We start from the raw sequence: 26332 nt of genomic DNA, 5'->3' as shown, positions 1-26332 counted from the left end.
TCTGGAGCGCATATGCGCAAATCCCTCTTCATGGCCGCCTGCGCGGTCGCGGCGCTTGGCGCCCACGGCGCCTCGGCGCACGCCATCGTCGGCAACCGCTTCTTTCCCGCCACCCTGACCGTCGACGACCCCGGCGTGGCCGACGAGCTGTCGCTGCCCACCCTGTCGTCCTTCAAGACCGGCGACGATCCGGCCGCCCGCGAGCTCGATGTCTCCGGCGAATGGTCCAAGCGGCTCACGGACCGCCTGGCGATCTCGTTCGGCGAGACCTGGACGCGGGTGAAGGCGCCCGACGCCACCGCCGCCCACGGCTTCCAGAACCTGGAGACCACGCTGAAATACGAATTCCTGGCCAGCGCCGAGCACGAGACGATCCTGGCGGCCGGGGTGAGCTACGATTGGGGCGGCACGGGCGCGGGCCAGGTGGGCGCGGAGCGCCACTCCACGGTCACGCCCACCGTCTACTTCGGGAAGGGTGCGGGTGACCTGCCGGACGCGCTGGCCTGGGCGCGGCCCTTCGCGATCACCGGCCTGGTCGGTTACGCCGTCCCGACCCGCGACACGGCGGACGGGGATCGCATTCCACGGGTGCTGAAGTACGGGCTTGCCGTCGAGTACAGCCTTCCCTACCTCGCCGCCCACGTGGAGGATCTGGGCCTGCCCGACGTCATCAACCATCTGACGCCGCTCGTGGAAGCTTCGTTCGAAAGCCAGGTGCGGTTCGCGCAAGGCCGCCGGACCACCGGCACGGTGAACCCGGGGGTCATCTGGTCCGGCCGCCACATGCAGCTCGGCGCCGAGGCCATCGTGCCGATCAACCGCGACAGCGGCCACGGCGTGGGCTTCGTGGTGCAGGCCCACTGGTTCATCGACGACCTGATGCCCCGGTCGCTCGGCCGGCCGGTCTGGTAGGAGACGCCCATGCGGAAGACCTATCTCATCGCAGGCGTCGCCATCGCCCTGTGGGCCGGTCAGGCAAGTGCGCACGCCCGCCTGCTGCACGCCGCGCCGCGGGTCGGCGCCACGGTGGCCCAGTCGCCGTCGGAGCTTCGCCTGGCGTTCAGCGAATCCATCGATCCCGCCCAATCCAGCGTGAGCCTCTCAGGCCCCCACGGCCTCGTCGCGCTCGGCCGGTTGCGGCTGGACGCGGCGGACAAGCGGATCGCCGTCGCCACCGTGCCCGTGCGGCTCGCGCCTGGCGCCTACCGCGTCCAATGGAGCGTGATCTCCCTGGACACCCATCATACGGAGGGCGACTTCCGGTTTAAGGTTGCCCCCGACTGACCGGCCGCCTGGAGTCTGACGCCCGATGATCCGCTTCGCCTGCGCCGCCGCGATCCTGCTGGGCGGCGCAGGAAACGCCCTCGCAGAGCCGGCGGCCCCTGCCGCCCAGCCCATGCCCGATATGCCCGCAATGAGCCACGCCGCCCCGGCGGCTGCGGCGGCGCCCGTGGCGGCCATGCCCGGCATGGACATGCCCATGCACAAGATGACCGGGGCGCTGGGCGGCTATCCGATGACCCGCGAGGCCTCCGGCACCGCCTGGCAGCCGGACGCCTCGGAGCACGAGGGCCTGCACATCATGCGCGGCGACTGGATGGTCATGCTGCACGCCACCGTCAACGGCGTCTACGACTGGCAGCAAGGTCCGCGCGGAGACACCAAGGGCTTTGCCTCCGGAATGCTGATGGGCATGGCCAAGCGCACCTTCGCCAGCGGCGACATGGTCCAGTTCAAGGCCATGCTCAGCCCCGATCCGTTCATGGGTCCGGGCGGCTATCCGCTGCTGCTCGCCACCGGCGAGACCGCCGACGGCAAGACGCCGCTGATCGATCGCCAGCACCCGCACGACCTCTTCATGGAGCTGTCGACCAGCTACACCCACAAGCTCACCGACAGCGACAGCGTCTTCCTCTACGCCGGCCTGCCGGGCGAGCCGGCGTTCGGGCCGCCGGCCTTCATGCACCGGCAGTCGATCATGGACTCCCCCGAGGCGCCGATCAGCCATCACTGGTTGGACTCGACGCACATCACCATGGGCGTGCTGACGGCGGGCTATGTGCACGACAACTGGAAGGCGGAAGTCTCCCGCTATCGGGGCCGCGAGCCCGACCAGCACCGCTTCGACATCGAGGCGCCGAAGCTCGATTCCACCGCCCTGCGCCTGTCGTGGAACCCCACGCGCAACCTCTCCCTGCAGGCCTCCTGGGCCGACGAGAAAAGCCCCGAGCAGCTTGAGCCCGCCTTGAACCAGGAGAAGTGGTCGGCGAGCGCCATCTACACGACGCCCTTCGGCGCCGACGGCTGGTGGTCGACGACGGCCGCCTGGGGCCAGCGGACCAGCTCGCATGGGACCCTGCCGGCCTGGGTGCTCGAGAGCGCCATCAAGCCGGCGGCCCCCTGGACCGTGTTTGCCCGCGCCGAGCGCGTGGACAACGACGAGCTGGTGGCCGGCGGCCCGCTGGCCGGTCGCGTCTTCACGGTCGGCAAGGTCTCGATCGGCGCGATCCACGACTGGCCGGTGGCCGACCACCTGAGCTTCGGCCTGGGCGCGCTCTACGCCTGGAATTTCGTCCCCGAGGCGCTCGGTCCGCTCTTTGGCGGGACCGACCCGCACGGCGCCATGGGCTTCGTTCGGTTCAAGCTGCGCTGAATTTCTCGTGCAAGCGGAACCGTTCGCCAAGCGGCGCTGTTTGGCAGCGTCACATGGAGAGGAGAGCCATGACATCCCTTCACCGGAGCGTTCGCCAGAAGGCGCCGCCCATCGTCGTCCGGGTCCGGCGGATCAAGCACCGCGCGCCCTCCGCTATCGGCCCGCGCGTCCGGCGCGACCTCGGCCGGCAAGACCTGTCCGGCCTGATCTTCTACGGCCAGGGCTAGTCCCAAAGCGGCCGGCGCTAAGGCCCGGCCGCCACGTGGTCGACCCGGTCCAGCGGCTCCGGCCGCGGCCGCGGGGCGAGCTTCAGCCGTGACAGGCTGACCGCCGCCGCGAGCGCCGCCAGCCCTGCCGCCGTCGCCAGGGCCGTGGTCGTCGCATGGGTCCCGGCCAGGTGGAAAAACACCGCCGTGGTCACCGCGCCCGCGGTTTGTCCGAGCAGCCGCGCGGTCGCCAGCGCCCCGCCGGCCGCGCCGCTCCGGTGCAGGGGTGCGGCGGTGACCATGGCCCGGTTGTTGGGCGACTGGAAGAAGCCGAACCCCAGGCCGCAGACCGCCATCCGCCAGGCGATGTCGAGGTTCGTCGCGCCCGCCTGGATCGTCGACAGCAGATAGAGCCCCAGCGCGAACACCGCGAGCCCCGCGCCGCCCAGCGCGCCGGCCCGATAGCGGTCCGCCAGGCGTCCGGCGATCGGGGCGGCGACGCCGACGGCCAGCGGCCACGGCGTCATCAGCAGGCCGGTCTGCACGGCGCTGCGGCCAAGCACCGTCTGGAAATAGAAGGGCAGGCCGACATAGGCCATCATCTGCGCCCCGAAGGCGATGATCGAGGTCAGGATCGACAGGCCGAAGATCGGGATGCGCAGCAGGTCGAAGGGCACCAGCGGCGCCTCCAGCTTCAGCTCGCGGCGCACCAGCAGCGCCCCGGCGGCCAGGCCGAGGGCGAGCTGGGTCAGCCCCGAGGCGAGGCCGCTGCGCGCCATGCTCTCCGCCCCGGTGATCAGGAAGCCGAAGGTCGCCGCGTTGAGCCCGGCCGAGATCAGGTCGAAGCGCCGCCTCGAACCAACGGTCCTCGGCAGGGCCTTCAGGCCCATGGCGATGGCCACGACGCCGATCGGCACGTTGACGGCGAACAGCCACTCCCAGGAGGCCACCGACAGGATCGCCGAGGCCACCGTCGGCCCGATCGCCGCCGAGATCGAGATCACCAGGGCGTTCAGTCCGATGCCGCGGCCGAGCAGCTTCTTCGGATAGGTGAAGCGCACCAAGGCGGCGTTGATGCTCATGATGCCGCCCGCCCCGAGCCCCTGCAGCACGCGCGCGGCGGTGAGCGCGGTCAGGGAGTGCGACAGGGCGCAGGCCAGCGAGCCCACGGTGAACACCGCCAGGCCCGCAATATAGACCCGCCGATAGCCCAGCTTGTCCCCCAGCGCCGCCAGCGGCAGCAGGGTCACGGTGATGGCGAGCTGGTAGGCGTTGATGATCCAGATCGAGGCGGCGGGCAGGGCGTGCAGCTCGCGCGCGATGGTCGGCAGCGCCACATTGGCGATCGCCCCGTCCAGCACCGACATGGCCATGGCCAGCCAGATGGCGGCCATCGACCAGTAGCGCCGCGGGATCGGCAAGCCATCGGGCGTCCCCGCGGCGGCGTGGGCGTCGGTATCGGGGGCGGCAGGCGGCATGGGCGGCAAACCCATAATCCCGCCCTTCGATCCCCGCTAGGCGCTGGCCGCCACGCTCGGCCGCTTGCACACCCGCTCGGCCCAGGCGGTCAGCTTCTTGAAGCCCGGATCCAGCGGCTGGCCCACCTCGCCGCCGAACTCGATGAAGCCGAACAGCAGGATGTCGGCGAGCGTGAAGCGCTCGCCGCAGATCCACGGCCCCTTGAGCTGGCCCTCCAACCATTCCTCGCCGTTCCGGGCCATCGCCTTTAGGCCGGGCGAGGCCTCCGGCACGCAAAGCACCCGGTCCTTGAACAAGCCGAGCCCCTCGCCGAAGCGGAAGCCGTTGGCCATGGGTTCGCAGATCCGAAGGTCGACGCGGCGGGTCCACATGCGCGTCTCGGCGCGCTCTTCCGGCGTCGTCCCGATCAGCGGCGGCGTGGGATGGGTCTCCTCGAGGTACTCGCAGATGGCGGTGATCTCGGCGAGGTGGCGGCCGTCGTCCAGCTCCAGGCACGGCGTCTGGCCCGAGGGGTTGCGCGTCATGTGCGGCGGCTGGCGGTTTTCGCCGCCCAGCAAGTCGACGTCCACCCGCGGGATGTCGAGGCCCTTTTCGGCGATGAACATCTTAACGACACGTGGATTGGGGCCGATCGATTGATACAGTTTCATACGCAACCCTAAGCTTGACCGCAGGAACCGGAACCTTGGCCGCAGCCCAATTTTCGGTCAACGAATCAGTCGGCTGCTCAAAAAAATACGGTTAACGTTCTGTTAGCTGTGGCGTGATGTCGCGGAAAATGGCATAACACCGGCATGACTTACGGCCAGCTGAAACCAGACCTCGTCGGATCGAGCGAGACCCTCGACGACCTGCTCGGGCGCCTCCGGTCCTTTTCCAGGAAGCCTGTTCGGCCCAAGGGGTTCCCCCCGGGCTTCGGGCATTTCGTGAGTTCGCGCCGGCCTCCCGGCGGCATGGGCGGCGCCGAGGCGCCGATCCCGGCGGACAAGCCGCTCGCCGACGCCTGCGCCTACTGAGCAGGGCTTAGGCCTTACGAACCCTGAGCCGATCCAGCGCCTGCGGGCGCGGGCCGCCGGTCGCCCAGTCCAGCAGTTCCACCGGATGCACCACCGGCGTCTCCAGCGCCGGTGCGATCTGCGCCATGCAACCGACATTGCCGGCGGCGACAACCTGGGCCTGGGTGCGGGCGATATTGGCCGCCTTGCGGTCGCGTAGGCGCGCGGCCAACTCCGGCTGCAGGATGTTGTAGACCCCCGCCGAGCCGCAGCAGAGGTGGCCCTCCGGCACCGTCCGCACGTCGAAGCCGGCCTCGCGCAGCAGCCGCGCCGGCTCGGCCAGCACCTTCTGGCCATGCTGCAGCGAGCAGGGGGCGTGGTAGGCGACGCTGATCGGCTGCGGATTGGCGATGGGCGGCAGGCCGACCTCGCCCAGGAATTCCAGGATGTCGCGCGCCTTGGCCGCGGCGCCCGCGCGGGCCTCGCCCAGCAGGTGGTCGTAGGCCTTCAGCGTCGTGCCGCAGCCGGCCGCGGTGGTGACGATGGCGTCGACCTCGCCCGCCGCGGCCCAGGCCCGGACGTTGCGCCGCGCCATGCCGCGCGCCTCCTCCGCCCGGCCGAGATGTTCCGAGAGCGCTCCGCAGCACCCCTCGCCCGCCGCCAGCACCACGTCGAAGCCCGACCGGGCCAGCAACCGCACCGCCGCCTCACGGATCTGGGGCGCCATGGCGGGCTCGACGCAGCCCTGCAGCAGGATCACCCGGCCGCGCCGGTCCTCGACCGCCGGGTACAGGCCGACGCCGCGCGGCGCCTGGGCGGCTGCGGGCACGAGCCGCAGCAGGGCGGCCAGACCGCCCAGCCGCAGCCGCTCGAACCACGGCTCGAACCGCTGCACGGCGCGGCCCAGCGCCAGACCGGCCTTCAGATGCCGCGGCCTCGTGAGCACATGGGGGATCGCCCAGCGCAGCAGCCGCTCCGGCAGGGGCCGCCGGTAGTTCGCCTGCACATAGGCCCGCGCATGGCCGATCAGCTGGCCGTAGTCGACGCCGGACGGGCAGGTCGTGGCGCAGGCCAGGCACGAGAGGCAGCGGTCGATGTGGGTGACCTCGGCCCTGGTCGGCGCCTTGCCGCGCTCCAGCATGGCGCGGATCAGCTCGATCCGCCCGCGCGGGCTGTCGCGCTCGTCGCCCAGCAGCACATAGGTCGGACAGGTCGCCGTGCAGAAGCCGCAGTGCACGCACTTGCGGATCTCCGCATTGCTCGCGGCATAGTCCGGATCGGCGAGCTGGGCGGCTGTGAAATCGGTGCGCATCAGCCCAGCCGTCCCGGATTGAGGATGCCGTGCGGATCGAACGCCGCCTTCACCCGCGCCGTCAGCGCCGATAGCGCGCCCTCCAGCGGTTCGAAGGCGGCCAGCGCCGCCTCGCCTCGCCACAGCGCCGCGTGCCCGCCGGCCGCCCGCGCGGCGGCGCGCACCGCCTGGGCGTCGTCCGATTGCGCCCAGACCAGGCCGCCGGCCCAGTCGTAGAGCACCTCATGACCGCCCTCCTGGCCTTTCAGCGCCTCGCCGATCCGCCAGCCCGAGGCCGGCGGCGTGGAGACCCGCCACAGCGGCCGGGCGTCCTTCTGGAACACCTCGACCTCGCGCACCTGGGCCCAGAACCCGCGCGAGAGGGCCGCGTCCAGCCGCTCGACGCGGCCGAACGCCTTCAGCGCCTCGCGCAGCGTCTCGACCCGCGCCGCCACGGACTTGTCGAAGCCCTCCAGCCTGAGCGCCGTTACCGCCATCTCGGCCTTCAGGGGCGCGCGCGCCGCGATCGCCGGCGGCAGGTGCGCCGCGCCCGACACCTCGACCGGGGCGTTCAGGGCCTGCGCCATGGCCTGGGTCGCGCGGCGGTCGTCGAGGCCGAAGAGCAGCAGGCTGGCCTCGGTCTTGGGCTTGGGCAGCACCTTGATGGTCACCTCGGTCATCACCGCCAGCGTGCCCCACGACCCGGCCATCAGTTTCGACAGGTCGTAGCCGGTGACGTTCTTCACCACCTTGCCGCCGGCCTTGAACGATTCCGCCCGCCCGCTCACCGCCGCAAAGCCCAGCAGGTGGTCGCGCGCCGCGCCGGCCCGGATCCGCCGCGGTCCCGACAGGTTGGCCGCCAGCGCTCCGCCCAGGGTCGGCTCGCCCTTGGCGCCGAGCAGTTTCGCCAGCCGGGGCGGTTCGAAGGGCAGCATCTGCCCCTCGGAGGCGACCAGCTTCTCGAGGTCCTTCAGCTTCGCCCCCGGCCGCGCGGTCAGCACTAGTTCTTCCGGGGCGTAGTCGAGAACCGCGTCCAGGCCCGCCAGGCTCAACGTCAGCTCCGGCCGCTCGACCTTGCCGACGCTCCGCTTGGTGCCGCCCCCCACCACCTCGATGCGCCGCTGGGCCGCGGCCGCCTCGGCGAGGATCTCCAGCACCTCGTCGGGCGTGGCGGGCGTGAGCAGACGGGTCGCTTCGTCCAGCATCAGAACCTGGGCAGTTCGGGGAAGGCGACCTTCCCACGGTGGACGTGCACGCGGCCGAGCTCGGCGCAGCGGTGCAGCACCGGGAACACCTTGCCGGGATTGAGCAGGCCGTCAGGGTCGAAGGCGCACTTCACCCGCTGCTGGCAGGCCAGATCGGTCTCGTCGAACATCTCGCCCATCAGGTCGCGCTTCTCGACGCCAACCCCGTGCTCGCCGGTCAGCACCCCGCCGACCGCCACGCAGAGCTTCAGGATGTCGGCGCCGAACGCCTCGGCCCGCTCCAGCTCGCCCTCCTTGTCGGCGTCGTAGAGGATCAGGGGGTGCAGATTGCCGTCGCCGGCGTGGAACACGTTGGCCACCCCCAGCCCGTAGTCACGCGCCATCTCATAGATCCGCGTCAGGACCGGCGGCAGCTGGGCCCGGGGAATCGTGCCGTCCATGCAGTAGTAGTCCGGCGAGATGCGCCCGACCGCCGGGAAGGCCGCCTTGCGCCCCGCCCAGAACCGCAACCGCTCCGTCTCGTCGCGCGACACGCGGATGAAGTCGGCGCCGCGGGCCTGGGCCAGGGCCTTCACGTGGCCGGCGAGTTCGCCGCACTCCGCCTGCGGGCCGTCCAGCTCGACGATCAGCAGGGCCTGCGCCTCGGTCGGATAGCCGGCGGCGACGAAAGCTTCCGCCGCCTGGATCGCCGGCTTGTCCATCATCTCCAACCCCGCCGGGATGATGCCGGCGGCGATGATGTCGCCCACCGTGGCGCCCGCCGCCTCCACCGAGGGGAAGCCCAGCAAGAGCGCCCGCGCCGTCTGCGGGGTCGGCAACAGGCGCACCGTGACCTCGGTCACCACCGCCAGCAGCCCCTCCGAGCCGGTGACCAGGCCCAGCAGGTCATAGCCCGCGGCGTCGTAGCCGCGCCCGCCGAGGCGGACCACCTGGCCGTCCATCAGCACGATCTCGCAGCCCAGCAGATTGTTGGTGGTCAGCCCGTACTTCAGGCAGTGCACCCCGCCCGAATTCTCCGCCACATTGCCGCCGATGGTGCAGGCGATCTGGCTCGACGGATCGGGCGCATAGTAGAAGCCGTCGGCCTGCACCGCTTCGGTGATGGCCAGATTGGTCACCCCGGGCTGGACCACCGCGCAGCGGTTCTCGTAGTCGACCTCGAGGATGCGGTTGAACTTCGCCATCCCCAGGACGATCCCATCGGTCAGCGGCAGGGCGCCGCCCGACAGGGAGGTCCCCGCCCCGCGCGGCACGACCTTGACCCCATGGGCCTGGCACCAGGCCAGCACCGCCGAGACCTGCCCGACGGTCTCCGGCAGCACCACCGCCAGGGGCCGCTGCCGATAGGCCGACAGGCCGTCGGACTCGTAGGGGACCAGGGCGCTGTCCTCGCCGATCACCCCTTCGCCAGGGACCAGCTTCCTCAAGGCGCGCACGATCTCGGCCTTGTTGGCGATCGTGGCCGCGTCGGGCTGAGGCATCTTCATCGCCGCCAGCAGTACCCCGATTGGTCGCCTGGGCTCCAGCGCTTCCCTGCCGCCGCGACATGGGCGCAAGCTCACCGCCGGAGGGACCCCATGGCCGACATCCTGCTGATCGACGACCCTGCGCCGCACGTGCGCCGCCTGACGCTCAACCGGCCGGAGAAGCGCAACGCGCTCTCCAACGACCTGCGCGGCGCCGTGCTTGAGGCCCTGGAGGCCGCCGACCGCGATCCCGACGTGCGGGTGACCATCCTGCGCGGCGCGGGCTCGTGCTTCTCCGCGGGCTATGACCTCGGCGGCGGGGCGGCGCAGCCTTATCCGTACGAGACGGCCGCCGGCGCCGGCCAGTGGGCGCGCCATGTGGTCGAGGGCTGTTTCAAGGTCTGGGACCTGGCCAAGCCGGTCATCGCCCAGGTGCACGGCTGGTGCCTGGCCGGCGGCTCGGAACTCGCGACCGCCTGCGACCTGGTCTATGTCGCGCAGGACGCCCAGATCGGCTACCCCCCGGTGCGCATGATGAGCCCGCCGGACAACCAGTTCCACGCCTGGCTCTGCGGCCTGCGCCCCGCCATGGAGATGATGCTGACAGGCGACGCCATCGATGGCCACGAGGCGGTCCGCGTCGGCTTCGCCAACCGCGCCTTCCCCGCCGAGCGGCTGGAGGCCGAGGTGCTGGCGATGGCTGAGCGCGTCGCCAAGATCCCGACCGACGTGCAGCAGATGAACAAGCGATCCGTCCACCGCGCCATGGAGATCATGGGCCTGCGCGCCGCCATCCGCGCCGGAACCGAGATCCAGGCGCTTGCGCTCACCACGACCTCCAGCCGCGAGACCTTCGCCCGCTTCAGGGACGGCGTGCGCGAGGCCCTGGACGCCCGCGACGGCGTCTTCGGCGACTACCGCACCAAGAGCTGAGCCGGCGCCCCTGGCCTCAGGAGACCGCCGCGCGGCGGAAGGCCTCGTTGGCGTGGCGCCAGGAGACGGCTTTCATGAAGGCGTCGACGTAGGCGGCGGCCTTGGCGCCATAGTCCATGTGGTAGGCGTGTTCGTACATGTCGAGCGCCAGGAGCGGCGCGCCATCGGCCATCGTCTGCGTGTGGTCGGAGGCCCAGGCGTTCACCAGCCGGCCGTCGTGGCGGCTGTAGGTGAGGACCACCCAGCCGGACCCGCCGCCCAGCGCCTTGCCCATGGCCGCGAACTCCATGGCCCAGCGCGCGTGGCTCCCGAAGTCCCGTTCGAGAGCCTGGGCCAGGGGCGGGCTTGGGGGCGCCGCGGGGGTAAGCCCCGCGAAATAGACCTCGTGCAGGATCATCGAATTCCAGGCGATCAGCTCCTCGCGCTTGAGCCCGTTGATCTCGAAGACCGGCGCGGTGGCGGGATCGAGCTTTCCGAACGCCGCGCGGATCGCGCCCAGCCGCTTCACCGCGCCCACGTAGTTGTTGTCGTGGTGGCTGACCAGGAGCGTCTCCGAGAGGCCGGGCACAGCCTTGGAATCGAACGGCAGCGGTTGCGGCGTGAAGCCGCCGGTCGCGGCCGGTGCGGGTTGGGCGGACGCGGGCGCGCCGGCGGCAGCTCCGGCCAGGGCGAGACCGCCCAGCAGCAGGCGGCGGTCGAGGTTGAGGTCAGTCATGGCGTTCTCCAGGGCTTGAGGGGATTTGGCGGCGGACAGCGGAGAGCCGGCGCAGGAGTGTCTTGGCCAGAGCCTCGGGCGCTTCGTCCGGGATCGGGAAGACCGAGTTCGCATTGATCTCGCAGAGCACGTAGCTGTCCTCGCCGGCCGCCGTCTTCGGCCCGAGCAGGAAGTCGGCGTCCCAGATCACCGGCAGGGCCTCGGGGTCGATCTCCAGGCGCCGCGCCAGGCCCGGCGCCCAGTCGCGCTCCATGAGGGTCCGCAGGCTCTGGAAACGGGCGTCGTCCGGTCCGGAGTAGAGCCTGGGCTCCGCCGGGCCGTCCTTGGGATCGGCCAGGGCGCGGACCATCTGGCGGCCGAAGCCGGCCACCTCGCCGCCCACCATGTAGCAGCGGATCATCCCTTCCAGATGGCGCGGCTGGAACGCCTGATCGACGAGGGGTTCGCCGCCTGAGAAGTCCTCGGCGCGTTCGGCGATGAAGTCCGCCAGCCGCAGGTTGCGGAATTCGCCATCCCCCCGGGCTTCCTTCGCTCGGACGTTGGCCTCGTCGAGCGTCTCGACCCGCCACACACCGATGCCGCCGTTGCCGCGGTTCTGCTTCAGCACCCGGGCGCCGCGGGCCAGGCGCGCGGGGAACTCGCGCGCGAAGTCGTCGTGCGTCTCATAGAGGTGCGTATCGCTACCCCAGCCGAGGTCGCGTGTCCGGTAGAGCACCGCCTTGACGCCCATCTTCGCGGCGACGTCGGGATGGGCGCTGACGAAGACGCCGGTCTCCGCCACCTCGCGCAGCAGCTCGTCCAGCGCGCCGCGCCGATCGCCGGTCGCGGCGGAGATCGGATCCACCCAGACCAGCACGCCGTCCATGCGAAGGAGCTGCGCGCGGACCTCGGCCGTCAGCGCTTCTGACCAGACCGCGGGCTCCGCAGCGACTGCGTGCCGGTTCAGCGCCTCGAAGATGGCCTTGAGGCGACCCGGCTGCGCCTCGGCGCGGGCCTGCGCGTCGCCACGCCAGACGATCGCCACCTTGAAGGGATCCGGTTGTGTCATTTTCACGCTCCTGCCTGACCTCGCGGTCAAGCCGACAGGAGCGGGTCTTGGACGGCGAACCGTCTGGTCGGGCGCCCGCGTCAGCCCGGAAGCACGGACACTAGCGCCTTCGCCTGGCGGTTCAAGCCTTCGCCGACCCCGCCTCACCCGTCGTAGAAGAACGGCGGGTGCAGGCCGATGACGCGGCGCTCGCGCTCGGTGGAGGCCCGCGCGATGGCTTCCGGCGACAGCTGGTTGGCCTGGGCGGTCGGCAGGATCCGCTGGGCGATGTCGCGGCGGCCGTAGTGGACCTGCAGGAAGAACCGCCCGTGGTCGCCGTCCCGCGTCGGCATCCGCCGGTGCCAGATGTCGGAGACGAACAGGCCCGCGTCGCCCGCCTTGGCGATCAGCGGCTCGACCCGGCGGCCGTCATAGTCGAGGTCGTCGTCCAGCAGCCGGTCATGCGGCGGCGGCCGGCCGGACAGGTGGCTGCCGGGCAGGACGCCGGTCGGGCCATCCTCCATCGCGCAGTCCTGCAGATAGAGGTGCACGCCCAGCGCGAACACCGGGTGTGGGATATCGGCCGGCCAGCGCACGCCCTGTGGCAGGGGCACATGCGGCCCGGCGTCGATGTGCCAGTTCTGGCCGCCGTGCGAGCCGGGCTGGCCGGCCGGGTTGCGCCAGGCGGTGTTGGCGATCACGTGGCAGTCCTCGCCCAGCAACGGCTCGATCACCGACAGCAGGCGCGGATGGGCCACGGCCGCCTGCGCCGCGGCGCTGCGGTTCAGCATGGCGTAGCGGAACATGTCGCGGTCTTCCGGCGGCAGCTGGTTGCGCTCGTCGGGCGGATCGCGGGCGAACACCTCGCCGATCTCGGCCCGCAGCTCGGCCACCTCGGCGTCGCTCAGCAGGCCGCGGATGATCGTATAGCCCTCGCGCTCCAGCTGTTCGCTCTCGGCGCTGGCGGGGGCGTCACGGGGTTCGAGATAGGCGCGGCCGCGTCGGATCATGGCAAGGCTCCTCGGCTAGCCAAGCCTAGGCCCGCCGGGGAGCGCCCGGCAATGGCCCGCTGGGTCCGCTCGACCAGGGCGGCGAGGGGCGGCGGGACCGCCTAGCGCTTGGCGGGCGGGGCGGCCGGCGCAGGGGCCGCAGCCGCCTTGGCCTTCTTGGTCGCCTGGTGGTGGCCGATGGCGCAGCCGACGGCGGCCCCGGCAACGGCATGGTGGCCCACGAAATGGCCCGCCACCCCGCCCACGGCGGCGCCCTTCAGGCACCCCTTGGCGTCGGCGGCGGAGGCGGACAGCGCGAGGACCGCGCAGGCCGCGGCGGCGACGAGCATCTTCATTGGCATATCTCCCACTCTTGGCAGCCCTTACGCATGAGGCCGCCGGATGGTTCATTCGCCGCGGAATTGCGGCCTGCGCTTTTCGTTGAAGCTGGCGACGCCCTCGCGCCGGTCGGCGGTCTTGAACAGGCGGTTGTAGTGGGCGAGCTCCAGCGCCATGGCCGCCGCCAGGTCGAGCGAATCGCCCTCGTGGACCACATGCTTCAGCGCCTTCACAGACAGCGGCGCGTTGGCGGCGATCCGCGTCGCGGTCTCCAGCACTGCGGGCATCAGCTGGTCGACGGGGACCACCCGGTTGACGATGCCGGCCTCCAGCGCCTCGGCGGCGCTCAACGGCCGTCCGCTCACCAGGATCTCCACCGCGCGGCGCTCGCCCACCGAGCGGGTCAGCAACTGCGTCCCGCCGAGCCCCGGCATGATCCCCAGCGTCACCTCCGGCAGGCCGAACCGCGCGCCTTCGGCCGCATAGGCGAAGTCGCAGGCCAGCGTCATCTCGCAGCCGCCGCCCATGGCCGCGCCGTTCACCGCGGCGATCACCGGCACGGGCACGGCGAGCTGGGCCCGCACCATGGCCTCGAACACCTTGTGCTGCTCGGCCCAGGCCGCATCGGTCATGCCGTTGCGCTCCTTGAGGTCGGCGCCGGCCTGGAAGTGCCGCCCCTCGCCGGTGAGGATCACGCAGCGGACGTCAGCGCGTCCTCCCAGCGCCGTCCAGGCCTCCAGCAGCTCCATCCCCATCTGGGTCGAGAGCGCATTGGCGACCTCGGGCCGGTTGAAGGCCACGACGGCGACGCCGGGGGCGGGCTCACGGATCAGGATCGTCTCAGGCATGTCCGTCCTCGCGCCCCTCCCCCTTGCGGGGAGGGGTTGGGGTGGGGGTGCTGGCTGTGAACATGCCGGCGATGCCTCGCTGTGGTTCGAAATCAGAAGCGCCGCGCCGACACCCCCACACCCTACCCTCTCCCCGCAAGGGGGAGAGGATCGCCAAGTCCTGCAGCACCCCGCACATCCTCAAAACGACTTCGGCAGGTCCAGCACGTGGGTGGCCACGTGGGAGAGGATCAGGTTCGTGGAGATCGGCGCCACCTGGTAGAGCCGCGTCTCGCGGAACTTGCGCTCGATGTCGAACTCCTCGGCGAAGCCGAAGCCGCCGTGGGTCTGCAGGCACATGTCGGCCGCGAACCAGCTGGCCTCCGAGGCCGCGAGCTTGGCCATGTTGGCCTCGGTCCCGCAGGGTTGGCCCGCCTCGAACAGGGCCGCGGCGTGGCCCACCATGTGCTCGGCCGCCGTCATCTGGACGTAGGCCCGGGCGATCGGGAACTGCACGCCCTGGTTCGCCCCGATCGGGCGGCCGAACACCTCGCGGTCCTTTGCGTAGGCGCCCGCGCGGTCGATGAAGAACTTCGCGTCGCCGATGCACTCCGCCGCGATCAGGATCCGCTCGGCGTTCATGCCGTCGAGGATGTAGCGGAAGCCCTGGCCCTCCGCGCCGATCAGGTTCGCCGCCGGGACCTCCAGATCCTCGAAGGCGAGCTCGGTCGTGGCGTGGTTCAGCATGGTGCGGACCGGGGTGATGGTCAGGCCGTTCCCCACCGCGTCGCGCAGGTCGACCAGCAACACGCTCATCCCGTCGGAGGGCTTGGCGGCCTCATCGCGCGGCGTGGTCCGGCAGAGCAGCACCATCAGGTCGGAATGCTCCGCCCGGCTGATCCACAGCTTGCGGCCGTTGACGACATAACTTCCGCCGACCTTCTTGGCGAAGGTGGTGATCCGGGTGGTGTCGGTGCCGGCGTCCGGCTCGGTGACGCCGAACGCCTGCAGCCGCAGCTCGCCCGAGGCGATCTTCGGCAGATAGGCCGCCTTCTGCGCGGGGCTGCCGTGCCTGAGCACCACGCCCATGGTGTACATCTGGGCGTGGCAGGCGCCGCCGTTGCCGCCCGAGCGGTGGATCTCCTCCAGCACCGCGGCGCCCGCGCTCAGACCCAGCCCCGAGCCGCCATAGTCCTCCGGGATCAGCACCGAGAGGAATCCCGCCTCGGTCAGGGCGCGGACGAATTCCGTCGGATAGGCGCGCTCGCGATCCAGGGCCCGCCAGTAGGGGCCGGGGAACCGCGCGCAGAGCCGACGCACGGCCTCGCGGATTTCGGGGAAGGATTCGTTGGCCACGGGCGCATCAATGGCGCCTCGTCTTGGGCGCGCCAACCCGAATGGGCTAGGCTGCCGCCAAACAGGGTTCGGGGAGGAGCTCATGGCAGAGCCCAGCTACGTCAGCGGGACCGGCGACAAGCCGTTGATCGGACGCACCATCGGCGCCGAGTTCGACCGTGTCTGCGCGGAATACCCGGACACCCTGGCGCTGATCTCACGCCACCAGCAGATCCGCTGGACCTACGCCGAGCTCAAGGACCGCGTCGACGCCCTGGCGGCCGGCCTGCTCGCGCAGGGCCTCGCCCGCGGCGACCGGGTCGGCATCTGGGCGCCCAACTGTGCAGAGTGGGCGATCACCCAGTTCGCCACGGCCAAGGCCGGCATGATCCTGGTCAACATCAACCCGGCCTACCGCCCGGCCGAGGCCGAGTACGCGCTCAACAAGGTGGGCTGCAAGGCCCTGGTCACGGCCGTGCGCCACAAGACCAGCGACTATGTCGCCATGCTGCGCGAGCTCGCCCCGGAGCTTGCGGGCGCCACGCCCGGCAAGCTCGCCGCGGCGCGCCTGCCGCACCTGAAGCTGGTCATCACCATCGGCGAGGATCAGCACCCCGGCTGCGTGGCCTTCCCCCGAGCGCTGGAGGCGGGCCGCCCCCGGGACCTGAAGGCGCTCGAGGCCTTGGCGCCTGAGCTGCAGTTCGACGATCCGATCAATATCCAGTTCACATCCGGCACCACCGGCTCGCCGAAGGGCGCGACGCTCTCGCACCACAACATCCTCAACAACGGCTTTTTCTGCGGCCAGATCATGCGCTTCGCCCCGGGCGAGCGCGTCTGTATCCCGGTGCCTCTCTACCACTGCGCCGGCATGGTGATCGGCAACCTCGCCTGCCTGACCCACGCCGCCACCATGGTCTATCCGTCGGAGGGCTTCGACCCCGGGGCTGCGATGGAGGCGGTGCAGGCCGAGCGCTGTGAGGTGCTCTACAGCGTGCCCACCATGTTCATCGCCATGCTGGGCCATCCGGAGTTCGACCGCTTCGACCTCACCACCCTGCGCACCGGCATCATCGGCGGCGCGCCCTGCCCCGTGGAGGTGATGCGTCAGATCATCGAGCGGATGCACATGCCGGAGGTCTCCATCGTCTATGGCATGACCGAGACCTCGCCCGTCTCCTTCCAGACCAGCCCCGACGACACCCTCGAGCGTCGCGTCGGCACCGTCGGCCGCGTCCACCCGCACGTCGAGGTGAAGATCGTCGATCCCCAGGGCCGCATCACACCCCGCGGCGAACCGGGCGAGCTTTGCACCCGCGGCTATTCGGTGATGCTGGGCTACTGGGACGATCCGCAGCGCACCGCCGAGGCGCTGGACGCCGCCGGCTGGATGCACACCGGCGACCTGGCGACCATCGATGACGCCGGCTATTGCAACATCGTCGGGCGCATCAAGGACATGGTCATCCGCGGCGGCGAGAACATCTATCCCCGCGAGATCGAGGAGTTCCTCTACCGCCACCCGGCCATCCAGGACGTGCAGGTGATCGGCGTCCCCGACCGCAAGTTCGGCGAGGAGCTGGCCGCCTGGATCGTCGTGAAGTCCGGCGCGAGCCTGGCGGAAGACGAGGTGCGGGCCTACTGCCAGGGTCAGATCGCCCACTACAAGATTCCACGCTACGTCCGCTTCGTGGACGGATTTCCCACCACCGTCACCGGCAAGGTGCAAAAGTTCGCCATGCGCGCGGCGATGATTGCGGAACTCGACCTTGTGCTGGAAAAGACAGCATGAACTGTCATCCCGGCCAACGAAGCAGCGAAGCTGCGTAGGCCGAGCCGGGACCCAGGGGGCGTGCGCGGTGTCATCTAAGGTAGGTTCATGACAAAACTCGCCACGACCGTCGATCCGCGCTCCGACGCGTTCGCGGCCAATGCGAAGATCAACCGGGGGCTGGTGGACGAGCTGCGCCAGCGGGCCGGCGAGGCGGCGCTGGGCGGGCCCAAGGCCTCGCGCGAACGGCATGAGGCGCGCGGCAAGCTGCTGCCCCGCGACCGCGTCATGCGGCTCATCGATCCCGGCGCGCCGTTCCTGGAAATGGGCCAGCTGGCCGGCAATGGGATGTACGACGACGAGGCGCCGGGCGCGGGCCTGATCACAGGCGTCGGCCGCGTATCCGGGCGCGAGGTGATGATCCTCGCCAACGACGCCACGGTGAAGGGCGGGGCCTATTTCCCGATCACCGTGAAGAAGCATCTCCGCGCCCAGGAGATCGCGATGCAGAACCGCCTGCCCTGCGTCTACCTGGTGGATTCCGGCGGCGCGAACCTGCCGCACCAGGCCGAGGTCTTCCCCGACCGCGAGCACTTCGGCCGCATCTTCTACAACCAGGCCCGGATGAGCGCCGAGGGCATCAGCCAGATCGCCTGCGTCATGGGCTCCTGCACGGCCGGCGGCGCCTACGTCCCGGCGATGAGCGACGAGACGATCATCGTGAAGGGCCAGGGGACTATATTTCTGGGCGGCCCGCCGCTGGTCAAGGCGGCCACCGGCGAGGTGATATCGGCCGAGGAGCTGGGCGGCGCCGACACCCATGGCCGCAAGTCCGGCGTCGTCGACCACGTGGCCAACGACGACGAGCATGCGCTGGCCATCGTCCGCTCGATCGTGGCCAACCTGAACACCGTCAAGCGCGTGGACCTCGATCTCGCCGAGCCGCGCCCGCCGGCCTATGACGCCGAGGAGCTCTACGGCATCGTGCCCACCGACGTGCGCGCGCCCTACGAGGTGCGCGAGGTGATCGCCCGCGTCGTCGACGGCTCGGAATTCCACGAGTTCAAGCCGCTCTACGGGTCGACCCTGGTGACCGGCTTCGCGCGCATCTGGGGCTATCCGGTGGCGATCCTGGCCAACAACGGCGTGCTGTTCTCCGAGAGCGCGCTGAAGGGCGCCCATTTCATCGAGCTCGCCTGCCAGCGGAAGATCCCGCTGATCTTCCTGCAGAACATCTCGGGCTTCATGGTCGGCGGCAAGTACGAGGCCGGCGGCATCGCCAAGGACGGCGCCAAGCTGGTCACCGCCGTCGCCAGCGCCAATGTGCCGAAGTTCACCGTCCTGATCGGCGGCTCCTTCGGGGCCGGCAACTACGGCATGTGCGGCCGCGCCTATTCCCCGCGGTTCCTGTGGACCTGGCCCAACAGCCGCATCTCGGTGATGGGCGGCGAACAGGCGGCCAGCGTGCTGGCCACCGTCCATCGCGACGCCGACAAGTGGACGGCCAAGCAGGAGGAGGCCTTCAAGGCGCCGGTCCGCCAGAAGTACGAGGACGAGGGCAACCCCTATTTCGCCACCGCCCGCCTGTGGGACGACGGCATCATCGACCCGGCGCAGACCCGCGACGTTCTCGGCCTCTCCATCTCCGCGGCGCTGAACGCCCCGATCCCCGAGACGCGCTTCGGCGTCTTCAGGATGTGAGCCGATGAGCGCTGCGACCCCCGACGTCGACGCCGCCACCGCCGCCGCCATCGCCGGCGAGGCCGGCCGCGCCTCGAAACACGCCCTGCCGGTCGGCGCGCCCTGCCCCAATTGCGCCAAGCCCCTGCAGGGCCCCTGGTGCTACGCCTGCGGCCAGAAGGGCGAGGACTACCACCGCTCGATCTGGCGGCTGGCGGCCGAGGCGGTCGAGGGCCTCGCCGACTTCGATGGCCGGTTCTGGAAGACCCTGCCGCGGCTGATCTACCGCCCGGGCCAGCTCACCCGCGACTACCTGGACGGTCATCGCGCGGCGCAGGTGCCGCCGTTCCGGATGTACCTGGTGACGGTGATCCTGCTGCTGTTCGCCTGGGGCGCGAACCAGAACGGCGCGCGCCCGCACTATCACCTGGCCGCGCCGACCCTGGCTGTGGCCACGGCGGCCCGCGCGAAGGTCGAGGCGGCCCGCGCCCGCGCCACCGGCGGCGTGGTGCGCGAAAACTCGATGCAAACCTGGATTCGCGCCCGCCAGGGCAAGGCGATGGCCCATCCCGAGGCTTTCTTCGGTGTGATGGAGCGCCTGGCGGAGACCTCGGGCGTGCTCATGCTGCCCATGACCGCCCTGCTGCTCAGCCTGCTGTTCGCCTTCAGCCGCGGCGTCTATGTCTTCGACCACCTGATCTTCTCCATGCACGCCCTGTCCTTCCTGGCCCTGCTGCTGAGCGCGGTGCTGCTGGGCGGCGTGCTGATCGGCCAGGCCGCCTGGCTGCTGCTGGCCGCGCCCGTGCACCTCTTCGTCCACCTGCGCGGAGCCTATCGGACCAGCGTCGTCGGGACCTTGCTGCGCATGGTGTTGCTGATCGTGGGGCTCGGACTGTCGTTCATCCTGGTGCTGGCCGGCCTGGTGCTGGTCGCCCTCGCCCTGACGCCTTAGGAGCCGGCGAATGTTCGCGCGGGAACTCGAGATCATCGGCGCCGGCGCCCTGGGCGGACTGCTCAAGCGCAAGGCCAGGCACGCGCCGGCCCCGGGCACGCCCTGCGCGAACTGCGCAACGCCGCTCGAGGGCCCTTACTGCCATGCCTGCGGCCAGCCCGCCGACGACCACCACCGCTCCCTGCCGCACCTGGCCTGGGAAGGGATCGAGGGTCTGACCCACCTGGACGGCCGCCTCGCCCAGACCCTGCCGGCCCTGTTCTTCCACCCCGGCAAGCTGGCGCGTGACCAGTTCGAGGGCCGCCGCCAGCGCCACGTTCCGCCCTTTCGCCTGTTCCTGGTGGCCCTGCTGGTCTTCATGTTCGTGCTGGAGGGCCTGTTCCACGGGGGGATCAAGCAAGCCGAGACCCACGGCCAGACGGTCACGCTGAAGGACGGCAAGGGCGGCGCCACCAACTTCGTCGTAATGACCCCCGAGCAGGCGAAGTCGCTGCACGTCACGACCACGACCGCCGACCCCTCGAAGCCGGTGGTCGTGACGGTCAACGGAAAGCCCGTCAGCCTCTCGGACCAGCAGGCCGTGGACGCCGCCTTCGACATGGATACCGGCGACAAGGTGAAGGACCCCAAGCGCAACGCCGCCGTCAGGGGATGGCTGAAGCCCCGCCTGCGACGCGCCGTCGCCAACAAGGACTACTACCTGATGGTGCTGTTCACCTGGGCGCACCGCCTGGCCTTCCTGCTGCTGCCGATCCTGGCCGGCCTCCTGGCCCTGGGCTACCTCAGCCGCCGGAAGAAGTTCTACATCTACGACCACCTGATCGTGGCGATGCAGTTCCTGTCCTTCGTGTTCCTGATCTCGGCGCTCGCCTGGATCCTGCCCGAGCCGGCCCGCGGCTGGGCCGTCCTGGTCGCCTCGATCTGGGCGCCGATCAACCTCTACCAGACCTTGCGCGGCGGCTACGGCTCCGGCCGGCTGGGCGCGGTGGTCAAGACCGGCCTCCTGTGGACCTCGACCCTCTTCCTGTTCGGCGTGCTGATGGTCGGCCTTATGACGCTGGCCCTGGCGCAGATGTGAGCCCGATGAAATCCCTCCTGGTCGCCAACCGCGGCGAGATCGCCGTGCGCGTCTTCGCCACCGCCCGCCGCATGGGCCTGCGCACCATCGCGGTCTATTCCGAGGCGGACGCCGAGGCCCTGCACGTCCGCCAGGCCGACGAAGCCGTGCCGATCGGCCCCGCCGCCGCGCGTGAGAGCTATCTGGTGGGCGAGAAGATCATCGCCGCGGCGCGTGAAACCGGCGCCGACGCCATCCATCCCGGCTACGGCTTCCTCTCGGAAAACGCCGACTTCGCCGAGGCGGTGATGGCCGCCGGCCTCACCTGGGTCGGGCCGCCGCCCGCCGCCATCCGCGCCATGGGCCTGAAGGACGCCGCCAAGGCGCTGATGGAAAAGGCCGGCGTGCCGGTGACCCCCGGCTACCTCGGGGCGGACCAGGACGAGAAGACGCTCGCCAAGGAGGCCGCCCGTATCGGCTATCCGGTGCTGATCAAGGCGGTGGCCGGCGGCGGCGGCAAGGGCATGCGCCGCGTCGATGCGGCCGCCGACTTCTCAGCCGCCCTGACCAGCGCCCGCCGCGAAGCCAAGGCCGCGTTCGGCGACGACCGGGTGCTGCTGGAGACCTACGTCACCCGCCCGCGCCACATCGAGGTGCAGGTGTTTGCCGACGCCCACGGGGCCGCCGTTCACCTGTTCGAGCGCGACTGCTCCCTGCAGCGGCGCCACCAGAAGGTCATCGAGGAGGCGCCCGCCCCAGGCATGGACGCCGCGACCCGCGCGGCGGTCGCCTCGGCGGCCGTCAAGGCGGCGCTGGCCGTCGGCTACCGCGGCGCTGGCACCGTCGAGTTCATCGCCGACGCCTCGGAGGGCCTGCGCGCCGACCGCATCTGGTTCATGGAGATGAACACCCGCCTGCAGGTGGAGCACCCCGTCACCGAGATGGTCACCGGCCTCGACCTCGTGGAGTGGCAGCTGCGCGTCGCCGCCGGCGAGCCCCTGCCGCTGACGCAACACCAGATCAAGCTCACCGGCCACGCCGTCGAGGCCCGGCTCTATGCCGAGAACACCGCCGAGGGGCGCTTCCTGCCCTCCACGGGTCGCCTCAAGCACTTCCGCCTGCCCTCGAGCCTGCGCGTCGACTCCGGCGTCGACGAGGACGGCGAGGTGACCGCCTTCTACGATCCGATGATCGCCAAGCTGGTCGCCTATGCGCCGACCCGCGAGGCGGCGCTGATGGAGCTGGCGCAGGCCTGCGAGGACGTCGAGGTCTGGCCGGTGAAGACCAACGCCGGCTTCCTCGGCCGCTGCCTGGAGGCGCCCGACTTCATCGCCGGCGACGTGGACACCGGCTTCATCGAGCGCAATCTCGCCGCGCTGACCGACGACGCCGAGCCGTCGGCCGCCGCCCTCTCCGCCGCCGCGGCGGGTGCGATCCTCGCCGCCGAGGATGACTTCATCGAGCCCGAGCCCTCGCCCTGGCGCGAGTTGGTGGGCTTCCGCCTGAACGCGGAGCCCTCGTCCTCCGTACGCCTGTTCCGCCATGGCCAGGCCATCGTGGCCGAGGTCGTCGACGACGTGCAGCCCCGCTCGGTGCTGGTTACCGACGACGACGAGATCGTGGTCTTCGAGGCCGGCGAGGCCTTCGCCTTCGCCACCCATCCGCCCAGCGCCGCGGCGGCCGAGGGCGCCGCCAGCGACGGCCAGGTGCGCGCCCCCATGCCCGGCAAGGTCACCGCCGTCTCGGTCAAGGCCGGCGACGCCGTAACCAAGGGCCAGACCCTGCTCACCCTCGAAGCCATGAAGATGGAATACGCCCTGACCGCCCCCTTCGACGGCAAGCTGGCGAGCCTCTCCGCCAAGGTCGGAGACCAGGTGGTGGAGGGTCAGGTCCTGGCGGTGCTCGAAGCCTGAATTCCCGGAGAACGCGGTTCATCCATTGTTCAGCCGCGGGGCGCGATCAAGCTTGGCCGTAGCAACACCCAAAGGGGGGTCCCGCCATGTCCAAGCTTCGTCCCATCGTCCTGCTCGCGATCGCCGCCATCGCCCTGTCCGGCTGCCTTGTCATCCAGACAGAGCGGCGCCACACCGACACCGTCCAGGCGCCACGGCCCTGAGATCGGCGCGGCGGCCTATTTCCGCGCCGCCGCCTTCTCGCGCTCGATCGCCCGGGCGCCGGCCAGGATGTCGGGCAAGGCGTAGTTGCCCTCGTGGCAGGCGAATTCGAGGATCGGCTGCTTGGTCCGGTAGAGAGAATATTCGGCCAGCCAGGGGCCCGTGTAGATCGCCGGGTCCTTCACCGTGTACTGGTAGAGGAGCTCCTTGTCCGACACCCGCCGATAGCGCTCCTCCACGACCGCGCTCGGCGGCACCAGCAGGGTGGGCAGCGGCCGCACGGTGTCCGCGGCCGGCAGGCGGATGGTCTCGATCACCAGGGTCTCGCCCTCCCAGCGGGCGATGGAGTCGCCGAGCGGTCCGTCGAACGTCTTCGGCCCGTGCTTGTCGGTGAGCGGGATGACCCGCAGGTCCGGCCCGTACTCGCTCAGCACCACCACCGCGTCCTTCGTCTGCAGGATCTCGCGGGGGTTGATGTCGTTGGTGACCATGATCGGCGGCTGGCCCTGGCCCACCAGGCAGCGCTCCCAGTTGCGCCGCCCCTCGGGACCATCGGTGGGGATCGGCGGGTCCTCGCTGTTGCGGATGAAGGTTTCGATGGCGCGCACCTGGCCGCGCGCGCGGGCCGTCATCGGGATGATCCCATCGAGCGGCAGCACCACCTGGCGCGTCCGCCGCTGGCCTTGGACGACGCCCAGTCCGGACCTGGCGTTGTGCTCGGCGAGGTCTTGCACCTCGCCGTCGATCTTGAACGCCGCGTAGCCATGCACGGCGTCGGCGAGCTGGCGGGCGAAGGCCTTGGCGGCGGCCTCGTCCAGCACCAGCGGCACGCCGGGGGTCGCCTCCAGCGGCATGGCGTAGTCGGAGGTCCAGACCCCGCCAAGGTCCGGCTGGCCGACGGCGTTGCGCGGCGGGTGGTACGGCGCGGCCGCGGCGCTTGCGGCCGAGAGGCCCAGAATGGCGATCAGCAGGCCGATGCGGCGCATCTCAAATCCCCCGCCGCCCAGGCTCCGGGACGGCCCGCGCCGAGGCAAGCGAAAAAGTCGCACATGACCTGTGCCTAGGACGCCCCCGCCACCACGCCCGCATCGTGCAGCCGCGCGATCTCGGCCTGGCTCATCTGGAGCACCTCGCTGAGCACCTCGTCGGTATGCTGCCCCAGCTTGGGCGCGGGCGCCACCGGCCGCCGTTCGTCCTGCGGGATGGTTCCCATGGCGCCGGGCGCCGCGTAGGTCAGGCCGCTGGGATGCTGGATCGCCTGGAACAGCGGATTGTCCTTGTAAAGTCGAGGATCCTTGAGCGCGGCCTCCAGCGGCTGGTAGGCGCCCCAGGTGACGCCGCCGGCATCGAAGGCGGGCGCAAGCTCCGCGGCGGTGCGGCCCGCGAAGGCCCGCTCGAACAGCGGATAGAGCCGCGCGCGGTGGGCGAACCTCAGACCCTCGTCGGTGGCGAACGAGACCCCGAGCTCGCCCTCCAGCGCCGCCACCTCGCCGCTGAGGCCCAGGGCCTCGACCGCCTTCGACCACTGCTTGGGCGTGATCGCCAGGATCATCAGCTTGACGCCGTCGCGCGTCGTGAAGTCGCGCCCGAAGGCGCCATAGACGTCGTTGCCCATCCGCGGCCGCTGCTGGCCCGCGAACAGCGTCTCGGCCATGAAGCCCATGTTGGCCATGGTCGCCGCCGCAATGTCCGACAGGGGCGCGCGGATCTCGCGGCCCTGCCCGTCGCGCTGCCGGGCCATCAGGGCCGACACCAGGGCGAAGGCGCCCCAGGCGCCGGTGAGCAAATCCCAGGCGGCCAGCACATGGTTCACCGGCCGATCGTCGTCGGCCGGGCCGGTCATCTGCGGCAGGCCAAGGGCGGCGTTGATCGTGTAGTCCATGCCTTGCGAGCCGTCGGCCCAGCCCATCACCCGCAGGCAGATCAGGTCGGCCCTGAGCGCCTTGAGCGTCTCGTAGGACAGGAAGCCGTCCACCGGGAAGTTGGTGACGAAGAGCCCGCCCGCGTCGCCCGGCGCGGTCGCCAGCCGCTGCGCGATCTCGCGGCCTTCCGGCCGGCCAAGGTCGAGCGCCACGGACTTCTTGGCCTTGTTCAGCCCCTCCCAGTAGAGGCTCGATCCGTTGTCGGCGAGCGGCCAGCGACGGAAGTCCGGCCCGCCGCCGATGTTGTCGAAGCGGATCACCTCGGCCCCGAACTGCGCCAGATAGAGCCCACAGGTCGGCGCGGCCACGAAGGCCGACCCCTCGACCACGCGCAGGCCCTTCAGCAGATCGTACATGCCTCCCCCGTAAGCCCGCGGACCCTAGGTCACGCCACCAGCTTCGACACCTCGGCCACCTCCGCCGGGCTCAGCGCCCAGTCGGCGGTCGCCGCATTGGCGTGGACCTGTTCGGGGCTGGTCGCCCCGGCGATCACCGAGGACACCACCGGATGGCCCAAGAGCCAGGCGAAGGCCAGCTCCAGGATCGTGCGGTCGCGTTCCGCCGCCCAGGCGGTCAGCTTTTCGACCTTGTCGAAGTTCTTGTCGCTCAGCGCCTGCGCGCCGCGCGGGCCCCACGCGGCCAGCCGCGTGCCCTCCGGCGGCGCCTCGCCGCGCTTGTACTTGCCCGACAACAGCCCCGAGGCCAGAGGGAAGAACGGCAGGAAACCTAGGCCGAACCGCTCGCAGGCCGGCAGCACCTCGTGCTCCACGCGGCGCTCCAGCAGGGAGAACTGGTTCTGGGCCGAGACGAACGGGCTCGAGCCCGCGTTTTTCGCTTGCCAATGAGCGTCGGCGATCTGCCAGCCGGCGAAGTTGGAGTTGCCGATGTAGAGCACCTTGCCCTGGCTCACGAGATCATCCAGCGCCCGCAGCGTCTCCTCGATCGGCGTGTCCGGGTCGGGGCTGTGGAACTGGTAGAGGTCGATGTGGTCGGTCTTCAGCCGCTCCAGGCTGTCTTCCACCGCCCGCATGATCCAGCGCCGGGAGCCGCCCTTCTTGGCCTCGTTGTCGCCGTGGCGCATGCCGAACTTGGTGGCCAGCACGATCTTGTTGCGCTTCTTGCCCAGCGCCTTGCCGAGGAACTCCTCCGACTTCGTCGCGCCATAGATGTCGGCCGTGTCGAACAGGGTGACGCCCGCGTCGATCGCCGCATCCACCACCGCCTGGGTCTGCTTCTCGTCGATGCGCATCCCGAAGTTGTTGCAGCCCAGGCCCACCTCGCTGACCTTCAGGCCCGAGGCCCCCAAACGGCGCAGCTTCATGGTCGTCCCCTCGTTCTTGGTTGAGCGGGCCGGACCCTAATCCATCGCCCCGGCC

General features: G+C 70.7%; 24 protein-coding genes. 10 read left to right on the top strand and 14 right to left on the bottom strand.

The annotated features are described in order from the left end of the window. Positions 1–12 precede the first annotated feature (12 nt). The 4 genes from VGT80_RS01610 to VGT80_RS01595 all read left to right on the top strand — a co-directional run bounded on the left by VGT80_RS01610 (position 13) and on the right by VGT80_RS01595 (position 2880). Positions 13–912, top strand: coding sequence for a hypothetical protein (locus VGT80_RS01610; protein WP_327452285.1), 900 nt, complete (start codon positions 13–15; stop codon positions 910–912). A gap of 9 nt (positions 913–921) precedes the next feature. Continuing rightward, a complete protein-coding gene (locus VGT80_RS01605; RefSeq protein WP_327452284.1) occupies positions 922–1284 on the top strand; it encodes a copper resistance protein CopC in 363 nt (120 codons plus the stop codon). Positions 1285–1309: 25 nt separating this feature from the next. Continuing rightward, complete coding sequence (locus VGT80_RS01600) at positions 1310–2653, top strand: hypothetical protein (protein WP_327452283.1); 1344 nt, start codon at positions 1310–1312, stop codon at positions 2651–2653. 68 nt (positions 2654–2721) lie between these two features. Then, entirely contained in the window at positions 2722–2880 is a 159-nt protein-coding gene (locus tag VGT80_RS01595) for a hypothetical protein (protein ID WP_327452282.1), read from the top strand. A gap of 17 nt (positions 2881–2897) precedes the next feature. Here the strand turns inward: VGT80_RS01595 and VGT80_RS01590 are convergent, their stop codons facing one another. The 5 genes from VGT80_RS01590 to VGT80_RS01570 all read right to left on the bottom strand — a co-directional run bounded on the left by VGT80_RS01590 (position 2898) and on the right by VGT80_RS01570 (position 9310). Then, positions 2898–4337 (bottom strand): MFS transporter, encoded by a 1440-nt coding sequence (locus VGT80_RS01590; RefSeq protein WP_327452280.1) that lies wholly within the window; start codon positions 4335–4337, stop codon positions 2898–2900. 36 nt (positions 4338–4373) lie between these two features. Further along, positions 4374–4988, bottom strand: a complete 615-nt coding sequence (locus VGT80_RS01585; RefSeq protein ID WP_327452278.1) for a glutathione S-transferase family protein — start codon at positions 4986–4988, stop codon at positions 4374–4376. Between the two features lie 373 nt (positions 4989–5361). Further along, positions 5362–6645: a glycolate oxidase subunit GlcF gene (gene glcF, locus VGT80_RS01580; RefSeq protein ID WP_327452276.1), complete on the bottom strand. Its 1284-nt coding sequence runs from the start codon at positions 6643–6645 to the stop codon at positions 5362–5364. After that, the gene (glcE, locus tag VGT80_RS01575; protein ID WP_327452275.1) at positions 6645–7829 is read right to left on the bottom strand and encodes a glycolate oxidase subunit GlcE; all 1185 of its coding nucleotides are present in this window, start codon (positions 7827–7829) and stop codon (positions 6645–6647) included. The genes glcF and glcE overlap by 1 nt, the downstream gene beginning before the upstream one ends. Next, positions 7829–9310: an FAD-linked oxidase C-terminal domain-containing protein gene (locus VGT80_RS01570; protein WP_327452274.1), complete on the bottom strand. Its 1482-nt coding sequence runs from the start codon at positions 9308–9310 to the stop codon at positions 7829–7831. The genes glcE and VGT80_RS01570 overlap by 1 nt, the downstream gene beginning before the upstream one ends. 96 nt (positions 9311–9406) lie before the next feature. Between VGT80_RS01570 and VGT80_RS01565 the strand changes: the two genes are divergently transcribed. Continuing rightward, entirely contained in the window at positions 9407–10228 is an 822-nt protein-coding gene (locus VGT80_RS01565; protein WP_327452273.1) for an enoyl-CoA hydratase-related protein, read from the top strand. Positions 10229–10244: 16 nt separating this feature from the next. On the opposite strand, the gene VGT80_RS01560 is transcribed toward VGT80_RS01565, so the two are convergent. The 6 genes from VGT80_RS01560 to VGT80_RS01535 form a co-directional block, all read right to left on the bottom strand. Next, positions 10245–10943 carry a Fe-Mn family superoxide dismutase gene (locus tag VGT80_RS01560; RefSeq protein ID WP_327452272.1) on the bottom strand — a complete coding sequence of 233 codons (699 nt, stop codon included), beginning with the start codon at positions 10941–10943 and terminating at the stop codon, positions 10245–10247. After that, positions 10936–11991 carry a Cj0069 family protein gene (locus VGT80_RS01555; protein ID WP_327452271.1) on the bottom strand — a complete coding sequence of 352 codons (1056 nt, stop codon included), beginning with the start codon at positions 11989–11991 and terminating at the stop codon, positions 10936–10938. The genes VGT80_RS01560 and VGT80_RS01555 overlap by 8 nt, the downstream gene beginning before the upstream one ends. Positions 11992–12134: 143 nt before the next feature. After that, on the bottom strand, positions 12135–12980 hold the full coding sequence (locus tag VGT80_RS01550) for a phytanoyl-CoA dioxygenase family protein (RefSeq protein WP_327452270.1): 846 nt from the start codon (positions 12978–12980) through the stop codon (positions 12135–12137). A gap of 101 nt (positions 12981–13081) precedes the next feature. Next, the gene (locus VGT80_RS01545; RefSeq protein WP_327452269.1) at positions 13082–13315 is read right to left on the bottom strand and encodes a hypothetical protein; all 234 of its coding nucleotides are present in this window, start codon (positions 13313–13315) and stop codon (positions 13082–13084) included. A 51-nt stretch (positions 13316–13366) separates the two neighbouring features. Continuing rightward, positions 13367–14146, bottom strand: a complete 780-nt coding sequence (locus VGT80_RS01540; RefSeq protein ID WP_327452268.1) for an enoyl-CoA hydratase/isomerase family protein — start codon at positions 14144–14146, stop codon at positions 13367–13369. A 180-nt stretch (positions 14147–14326) separates the two neighbouring features. After that, positions 14327–15481, bottom strand: a complete 1155-nt coding sequence (locus tag VGT80_RS01535; RefSeq protein ID WP_327452267.1) for an acyl-CoA dehydrogenase family protein — start codon at positions 15479–15481, stop codon at positions 14327–14329. An 82-nt stretch (positions 15482–15563) separates the two neighbouring features. On the opposite strand from VGT80_RS01535, the gene VGT80_RS01530 reads away from it, so the two are divergent. The 5 genes from VGT80_RS01530 to VGT80_RS01510 all read left to right on the top strand — a co-directional run bounded on the left by VGT80_RS01530 (position 15564) and on the right by VGT80_RS01510 (position 22833). After that, the gene (locus VGT80_RS01530; protein ID WP_327452266.1) at positions 15564–17252 is read left to right on the top strand and encodes an AMP-binding protein; all 1689 of its coding nucleotides are present in this window, start codon (positions 15564–15566) and stop codon (positions 17250–17252) included. A gap of 87 nt (positions 17253–17339) precedes the next feature. Beyond that, positions 17340–18932, top strand: a complete 1593-nt coding sequence (locus VGT80_RS01525) for a carboxyl transferase domain-containing protein (RefSeq protein WP_327452265.1) — start codon at positions 17340–17342, stop codon at positions 18930–18932. Between the two features lie 4 nt (positions 18933–18936). Next, complete coding sequence (locus VGT80_RS01520) at positions 18937–19863, top strand: DUF3667 domain-containing protein (protein WP_327452263.1); 927 nt, start codon at positions 18937–18939, stop codon at positions 19861–19863. A gap of 10 nt (positions 19864–19873) precedes the next feature. Continuing rightward, on the top strand, positions 19874–20941 hold the full coding sequence (locus tag VGT80_RS01515; protein ID WP_327452262.1) for a DUF3667 domain-containing protein: 1068 nt from the start codon (positions 19874–19876) through the stop codon (positions 20939–20941). 5 nt (positions 20942–20946) lie between these two features. Continuing rightward, positions 20947–22833: an acetyl/propionyl/methylcrotonyl-CoA carboxylase subunit alpha gene (locus tag VGT80_RS01510; RefSeq protein ID WP_327452261.1), complete on the top strand. Its 1887-nt coding sequence runs from the start codon at positions 20947–20949 to the stop codon at positions 22831–22833. A 218-nt stretch (positions 22834–23051) separates the two neighbouring features. Here VGT80_RS01510 and VGT80_RS01505 read toward each other — a convergent pair whose 3' ends face one another. The 3 genes from VGT80_RS01505 to VGT80_RS01495 all read right to left on the bottom strand — a co-directional run bounded on the left by VGT80_RS01505 (position 23052) and on the right by VGT80_RS01495 (position 26277). Continuing rightward, positions 23052–24020: a hypothetical protein gene (locus VGT80_RS01505; protein ID WP_327452260.1), complete on the bottom strand. Its 969-nt coding sequence runs from the start codon at positions 24018–24020 to the stop codon at positions 23052–23054. Between the two features lie 74 nt (positions 24021–24094). Next, positions 24095–25312 carry a CoA transferase gene (locus VGT80_RS01500; protein ID WP_327452259.1) on the bottom strand — a complete coding sequence of 406 codons (1218 nt, stop codon included), beginning with the start codon at positions 25310–25312 and terminating at the stop codon, positions 24095–24097. 29 nt (positions 25313–25341) lie between these two features. Then, positions 25342–26277 carry an aldo/keto reductase gene (locus VGT80_RS01495; protein ID WP_327452257.1) on the bottom strand — a complete coding sequence of 312 codons (936 nt, stop codon included), beginning with the start codon at positions 26275–26277 and terminating at the stop codon, positions 25342–25344. Positions 26278–26332: the final 55 nt, after the last annotated feature.

Source organism: Phenylobacterium sp., assembly GCF_035944335.1.
Taxonomy (GTDB): domain Bacteria; phylum Pseudomonadota; class Alphaproteobacteria; order Caulobacterales; family Caulobacteraceae; genus Phenylobacterium.
This window is presented reverse-complemented; position numbering and strand designations above follow the sequence as displayed.

Coding starts and splice junctions, on each gene's coding strand:
- VGT80_RS01560 (WP_327452272.1), bottom strand. CDS start 10,943: ATGACTGACCTCAACCTCGACCGCCGCCTGCTGCTGGGCGGTCTCGCC.
- VGT80_RS01600 (WP_327452283.1), top strand. CDS start 1,310: ATGATCCGCTTCGCCTGCGCCGCCGCGATCCTGCTGGGCGGCGCAGGA.
- VGT80_RS01545 (WP_327452269.1), bottom strand. CDS start 13,315: ATGAAGATGCTCGTCGCCGCCGCGGCCTGCGCGGTCCTCGCGCTGTCC.
- VGT80_RS01550 (WP_327452270.1), bottom strand. CDS start 12,980: ATGATCCGACGCGGCCGCGCCTATCTCGAACCCCGTGACGCCCCCGCC.
- VGT80_RS01585 (WP_327452278.1), bottom strand. CDS start 4,988: ATGAAACTGTATCAATCGATCGGCCCCAATCCACGTGTCGTTAAGATG.
- VGT80_RS01515 (WP_327452262.1), top strand. CDS start 19,874: ATGTTCGCGCGGGAACTCGAGATCATCGGCGCCGGCGCCCTGGGCGGA.
- VGT80_RS01590 (WP_327452280.1), bottom strand. CDS start 4,337: ATGCCGCCTGCCGCCCCCGATACCGACGCCCACGCCGCCGCGGGGACG.
- VGT80_RS01505 (WP_327452260.1), bottom strand. CDS start 24,020: ATGCGCCGCATCGGCCTGCTGATCGCCATTCTGGGCCTCTCGGCCGCA.
- VGT80_RS01570 (WP_327452274.1), bottom strand. CDS start 9,310: ATGCCTCAGCCCGACGCGGCCACGATCGCCAACAAGGCCGAGATCGTG.
- VGT80_RS01530 (WP_327452266.1), top strand. CDS start 15,564: ATGGCAGAGCCCAGCTACGTCAGCGGGACCGGCGACAAGCCGTTGATC.
- VGT80_RS01495 (WP_327452257.1), bottom strand. CDS start 26,277: ATGAAGCTGCGCCGTTTGGGGGCCTCGGGCCTGAAGGTCAGCGAGGTG.
- VGT80_RS01525 (WP_327452265.1), top strand. CDS start 17,340: ATGACAAAACTCGCCACGACCGTCGATCCGCGCTCCGACGCGTTCGCG.
- VGT80_RS01520 (WP_327452263.1), top strand. CDS start 18,937: ATGAGCGCTGCGACCCCCGACGTCGACGCCGCCACCGCCGCCGCCATC.
- VGT80_RS01510 (WP_327452261.1), top strand. CDS start 20,947: ATGAAATCCCTCCTGGTCGCCAACCGCGGCGAGATCGCCGTGCGCGTC.
- VGT80_RS01500 (WP_327452259.1), bottom strand. CDS start 25,312: ATGTACGATCTGCTGAAGGGCCTGCGCGTGGTCGAGGGGTCGGCCTTC.
- glcE (WP_327452275.1), bottom strand. CDS start 7,829: ATGCTGGACGAAGCGACCCGTCTGCTCACGCCCGCCACGCCCGACGAG.
- VGT80_RS01605 (WP_327452284.1), top strand. CDS start 922: ATGCGGAAGACCTATCTCATCGCAGGCGTCGCCATCGCCCTGTGGGCC.
- VGT80_RS01595 (WP_327452282.1), top strand. CDS start 2,722: ATGACATCCCTTCACCGGAGCGTTCGCCAGAAGGCGCCGCCCATCGTC.
- VGT80_RS01610 (WP_327452285.1), top strand. CDS start 13: ATGCGCAAATCCCTCTTCATGGCCGCCTGCGCGGTCGCGGCGCTTGGC.
- VGT80_RS01565 (WP_327452273.1), top strand. CDS start 9,407: ATGGCCGACATCCTGCTGATCGACGACCCTGCGCCGCACGTGCGCCGC.
- glcF (WP_327452276.1), bottom strand. CDS start 6,645: ATGCGCACCGATTTCACAGCCGCCCAGCTCGCCGATCCGGACTATGCC.
- VGT80_RS01540 (WP_327452268.1), bottom strand. CDS start 14,146: ATGCCTGAGACGATCCTGATCCGTGAGCCCGCCCCCGGCGTCGCCGTC.
- VGT80_RS01555 (WP_327452271.1), bottom strand. CDS start 11,991: ATGACACAACCGGATCCCTTCAAGGTGGCGATCGTCTGGCGTGGCGAC.